The following is a 4200-nucleotide window of genomic DNA, read 5'->3' as shown; positions in this document are numbered from 1 at the left end:
TTTTCAAACCGAAGTCATCAACCTAACTTTCTGCGTGTCTCGTGGGCGCAGAAAGGGAAATAAGAGCCAGCCGCGTACCGGCGCCCACCCCCTCGCGGGCGGGCGCCGGTCCGCGGCCTCCTCCACTTCCGCGGCCTCCCCGTGGCCGGAGAATCCGCCGAAATCCGGTGGCCGCCGGGGAACGGGCCGGGCACACTCGGCGGTTATGCCGACCACGCCCTTGAGCGGCCCGATGTGCACGCGCGAGTCGCTCGCCTCCGGACTGCGCGGCATCGGCCTCCGCGCCGGTGACACCGTCCTCGCGCATTCCTCGCTCAGCTCGCTCGGCTGGGTCTGCGGCGGCCCCGCCACCGTCGTGCGGGCCCTCCTCGACGTCCTCGGCGACGACGGGACCCTGGTGGTGCCGACGCAGACCGGCGACAACTCCGATCCCGCGCTCTGGCGCGACCCGCCGGTGCCCGAGTCCTGGTGGGCCGACATCCGCGCGTCGATGCCGCCCTACGACGCGCGCACGACCCCGACCCGCGGTGTCGGCGTCGTCCCGGAGACGCTGCGCACGTGGCCGGGCGCCGTCCGCAGCGCCCACCCGCAGACGTCGTTCGCGGCCGTGGGCGCGCGGGCCGCCGCGATCGTGGACGGCCACGCGCCGGACTGCCGGCTCGGCGAACGCAGCCCGCTCGCCCGGCTGGAGGAGGCCGAGGCGCGGGTGCTGCTCCTGGGCGCGGGCTACGAGTCGTGCACGACGTTCCACCTCGCCGAGTACCGGATTCCCGCGCCGCGGGTCGAGAACTCGTTCGCGATGACGACCCCACAGGGGCGCCGCTGGACGACCGTGCGGGACACGTCGATCACCGACGACCGCTTCGGCGAACTGGGCGCGGCGTTCGAGCGGGAACGCCCGGTGCTGCGGGGCAGGGTCGGTGCGGCCGAGGTCCGGCTGTTCTCCCTGCCCGACGCCGTCGCCTTCGCCGAAGCCTGGCTGCCCCGGCACCGGCCGCGCCCGGCGTCGCCAATGTGACCCGCGTCACACCGCGCGGCGATGAGTTCCACCGGCCGGCCCGGTCCACCCCTGTGAGACAGCAACGCCGGGTTCCGGCCGAGTGAGAGGGAAGTCCTCATGGGGAAGCAGAAGATCACGACCTTCCTGTGGTTCGACAACCAGGCGGAGGAGGCGGTCTCGCTCTACACGTCCGTCTTCGCCGGTTCGCGCGTGCTCGACATCCAGCGGTACGGCGAGACGGGGCCCGGGCCGGAGGGCTCGGTCATGACGATCACGTTCGAGCTGGCGGGACAGCAGTTCATCGCGCTGAACGGCGGGCCCGAGTTCACGTTCACCGAGGCCATCTCGCTGTCGGTGGACTGCGCGGACCAGGAGGAGGTCGACCGGTTGTCGGAGCGGCTCACCGAGGGCGGCGGCGAGCAGGGGCCGTGCGGCTGGCTGAAGGACCGGTTCGGCCTGTCGTGGCAGATCGTGCCCCGCGTGCTGCACGAGCTGATCGCCGACCCGGACCGGGCGAAGGCCAACCGGGTGATGGGGGCCATGCTGGGCATGAAGAAGATCGAGATCCAGGGGCTGCTGGACGCCGCCGCGGCCGGGTGAGCGCGGCGGGCCCGCCGCCCTCGCCGCCCCGGCGCCGCGTGCCCGCGGCATACCCCGGCGGCGCCGGAATCCCGCCCCGGCGGCCGGTTTCGGCCATGATGGCGCGGTCCGGGCCGACCCTGTCGCGAACCCGTGTCCCGACCGGGCGCGACGGTCTACTATCCCCAGCAGATTCTCGTCAACCGGCCCCCGCGCACGGGCACTCCGGCCGCCGCGCTCCGGCAGGGCACACGTCTCCCGTCCGGCCCTCCGGCCGCCGCTGTGGGCCGGGCGGCCCCGGCAGACCCCTCCCGCCTCCCCGGCCTGCACCGGGGAGGTGGGAGGTTCGCACGCGTCCCGGGGCGCGTCAGGTCTCGACGGGTTCGAGCAGCAGCATCGTGTGCTGGACCGACAGACCCTCCACGAAGACGAGCGTGCAGGCCGCCACCCGCGCCCGGAACACGCGGCTGACCACCAGGTTGGCGCGCGGGGTGAACGGATAGTCGTTCGCCGTGAAGGTGTTGCCCCCGTTGCCGTAGGCGCGGGCGTGGACGTGGTTCATGTAGCGGATCCCGGTGTCGAGATCCGCGACGACCGGATGCCGGAACGCCTCGCTCATGTCGAAACCCTTGCGCCTCTTCTCCGGCCTGGTGTCGGCGTACTCCGTCACCTCCACCAGGTGACCGATCGGCAGCGGGGCGGGATAGTTCAACGACAGCTTGACGGACATCCGTTCACGGTACGACCGGAGTCCCGGCGCGTGGCGCCCCGGGTCCGCGCCGCACCGCGACACGGGCCGCCTCGCGCAGGGCCGCGACGGCCGGCTGGGCCCGTTTGTGCGGCGCCCAGGCGAGCGCCGACGTGCAGGGCGAGACGTCGGCGAGGTCCACGTAGGCGACGCCCGGCCGGGGGAAGAGGCGGCGGGCCGAGGCCGGCAGGAAGCTCATGGCCCGGCCGCCGGCGACCACGTGCAGCATGGCCTCCAGATCCGCCACCACGGGCCCGAACCGCGCCGGCGTCCCGTCAGGGCGCGGATCGATGGCCCAGTAGTCCCGCCAGACGCGCGGCGTCCGGGGCGGCAGGTCCACCACGGCGTGGCCGGCGAGCTGCTCCAGGAGCAGCGGCCCGCCCCCGGCGAGGGGGTCGTCGCTGGGCAGGCAGGCGACGCGCGGCTCGGTGGCCAGGTGCAGGGACTGGATACCGGACGGCAGCGGGGGCCGCAGGAACGCGGCATCGACGTCGCCGTTGTTCAGGGCGTCGATCTGGTCGACGAAGTCCAGCATGCGCATCTCGACGCTGATCCGCGGATGGCGGCCGTGCAACTCGGTGAGCACGGCGTGCGTGTGGGGCATCGCCGACTCGGCGCCGATGAAGCCGAGGACGAGGTGGCCGCGGATCTCCCGCGCGTGGGTGTCGGCCCGGCGGCGCAGCCGGGCCATCGCCTCGACGATCGCCTGGGCCTCGGGCAGCAGGGTCAGACCGGCGGGGGTGAGCGCCACGGTGCGGCTGGTGCGGTCCAGCAGGGGCACGCCGAGCCGGGTCTCCAGGGCGCGGATCTGCTGGCTGAGCGCGGGCTGGGTCATGAACAGCCGCGCGGCGGCCCGGCCGAAGTGCAGTTCCTCCGCGAGGACGAGGAAGAGCCTCAACTGATGGGGACTCGGCTCGCGTCGGGCGTCCACGTCCAGCGGTCCCGACTTCGCTCCCACGGCATCGGTCATACAGTCAAGGTTATCGTTCCGGTCGCGAAGGTCATGGCCGTTGATCTACCGGAGGGGTGGGGGATCGGTGCAGGATCGGAGCCTGCGGGGCACCGGACGCGGCGCCGCGTTCACGGGGGAGACGCGGGGGCCGCTCCGTTCGCCCGTTCCTTCCGGTCCGCCGGAAGGAACGGCGGTGGGCGGCCCGTGCGGCGCCGTCGCGCGGGGGTCAGCGCGCGCGACATGGGAGGGGAGTACCGGTGATGCCACTCCTCCCCCGACCAGACCCGCCGGTCTGCCGGGGTGTGGGCCTGCCCCTGGGCCTCCCACCGGCAGACCGGCGTTCCAGAGGCGGACGGACCGCCGGGGGGCGGCGACACGGCCCGGCGGCCCTCGGCACCTGGCAACCGTCCGACCGGGAGGGGGACTTCACGTCCACCCGCACCCTCCGAGCCACGGACCGAAGGCGTGGGGGCGTCTTTTGTCCGTACCTGACGTGACGGCACCTCCGAGCCGTCGCGAGGGCCCCGCTCGCCTCCCGTGAGCGGGGCCCGTTCGGGGTCGTCGTCACCCGCCGAAGCCCCGCACCCAACGGCGTTGCCACGGCGTCTCGACGGCGCGGGCGTCGTAGTGCCGCCGCACGTAGGCCACCGCCTCGTCCGCGGGAACGCCGTCCAGAACGGCCAGACACGCCAGGGCCGTTCCGGTGCGGCCCCGGCCTCCGCCGCAGGCGACCTCGACCCGTTGCGTCGCGGCCCGCGCCCACGCGTCGGCCAGCAACTCCCGGGCCAGCGTCCGGTCGGCGGGCAACCGGAAGTCGGGCCAGCGCAACCAGCGGGCCTCCCACGCCACTTCGGGCGGCTGCCGCCCCAGCAGGTAGAGCCCGTAGTCCGGCGGCGCCCCCTCCGGCAGCCCCCGCCGCAA

Annotated in this window: 5 protein-coding genes; 2 read left to right on the top strand and 3 right to left on the bottom strand. The window is 74.1% G+C overall.

The features are described 5' to 3' along the window. The first annotated feature begins 205 nt into the window (after nucleotides 1-205). Together BN2279_RS07460 and BN2279_RS07455 are read left to right on the top strand one after the other, a co-directional pair. Complete coding sequence (locus BN2279_RS07460) at nucleotides 206-1018, top strand: AAC(3) family N-acetyltransferase (RefSeq protein ID WP_059007705.1); 813 nt, start codon at nucleotides 206-208, stop codon at nucleotides 1016-1018. A 99-nt stretch (nucleotides 1019-1117) separates the two neighbouring features. Beyond that, the gene (locus BN2279_RS07455) at nucleotides 1118-1600 is read left to right on the top strand and encodes a VOC family protein (RefSeq protein WP_059007704.1); all 483 of its coding nucleotides are present in this window, start codon (nucleotides 1118-1120) and stop codon (nucleotides 1598-1600) included. A 346-nt stretch (nucleotides 1601-1946) separates the two neighbouring features. Here BN2279_RS07455 and BN2279_RS07450 read toward each other — a convergent pair whose 3' ends face one another. From BN2279_RS07450 to BN2279_RS07440, 3 genes are all read right to left on the bottom strand, one after another. Further along, nucleotides 1947-2309, bottom strand: coding sequence for a hypothetical protein (locus BN2279_RS07450; protein WP_059007707.1), 363 nt, complete (start codon nucleotides 2307-2309; stop codon nucleotides 1947-1949). Between the two features lie 4 nt (nucleotides 2310-2313). Then, entirely contained in the window at nucleotides 2314-3297 is a 984-nt protein-coding gene (locus tag BN2279_RS07445) for a LysR family transcriptional regulator (RefSeq protein WP_059007702.1), read from the bottom strand. Between the two features lie 546 nt (nucleotides 3298-3843). Further along, nucleotides 3844-4200, bottom strand: a 357-nt coding sequence (locus BN2279_RS07440) for a protein-tyrosine phosphatase family protein (protein WP_059007700.1), incomplete at its 5' end; no start/stop codon positions are given.

This window comes from Streptomyces specialis (genome assembly GCF_001493375.1).
GTDB lineage: Bacteria > Actinomycetota > Actinomycetes > Streptomycetales > Streptomycetaceae > Streptomyces > Streptomyces specialis.
Note: the sequence above shows the minus strand (reverse complement) of the source record. Positions and strands in the feature narration are given on the sequence as shown.

Excerpts from the sequence above, each read along its gene's own strand:
- BN2279_RS07460 (WP_059007705.1), top strand. The coding sequence starts at position 206 with ATGCCGACCACGCCCTTGAGCGGCCCGATGTGCACGCGCGAGTCGCTC.
- BN2279_RS07455 (WP_059007704.1), top strand. The coding sequence starts at position 1,118 with ATGGGGAAGCAGAAGATCACGACCTTCCTGTGGTTCGACAACCAGGCG.
- BN2279_RS07445 (WP_059007702.1), bottom strand. The coding sequence starts at position 3,297 with ATGACCGATGCCGTGGGAGCGAAGTCGGGACCGCTGGACGTGGACGCC.
- BN2279_RS07450 (WP_059007707.1), bottom strand. The coding sequence starts at position 2,309 with ATGTCCGTCAAGCTGTCGTTGAACTATCCCGCCCCGCTGCCGATCGGT.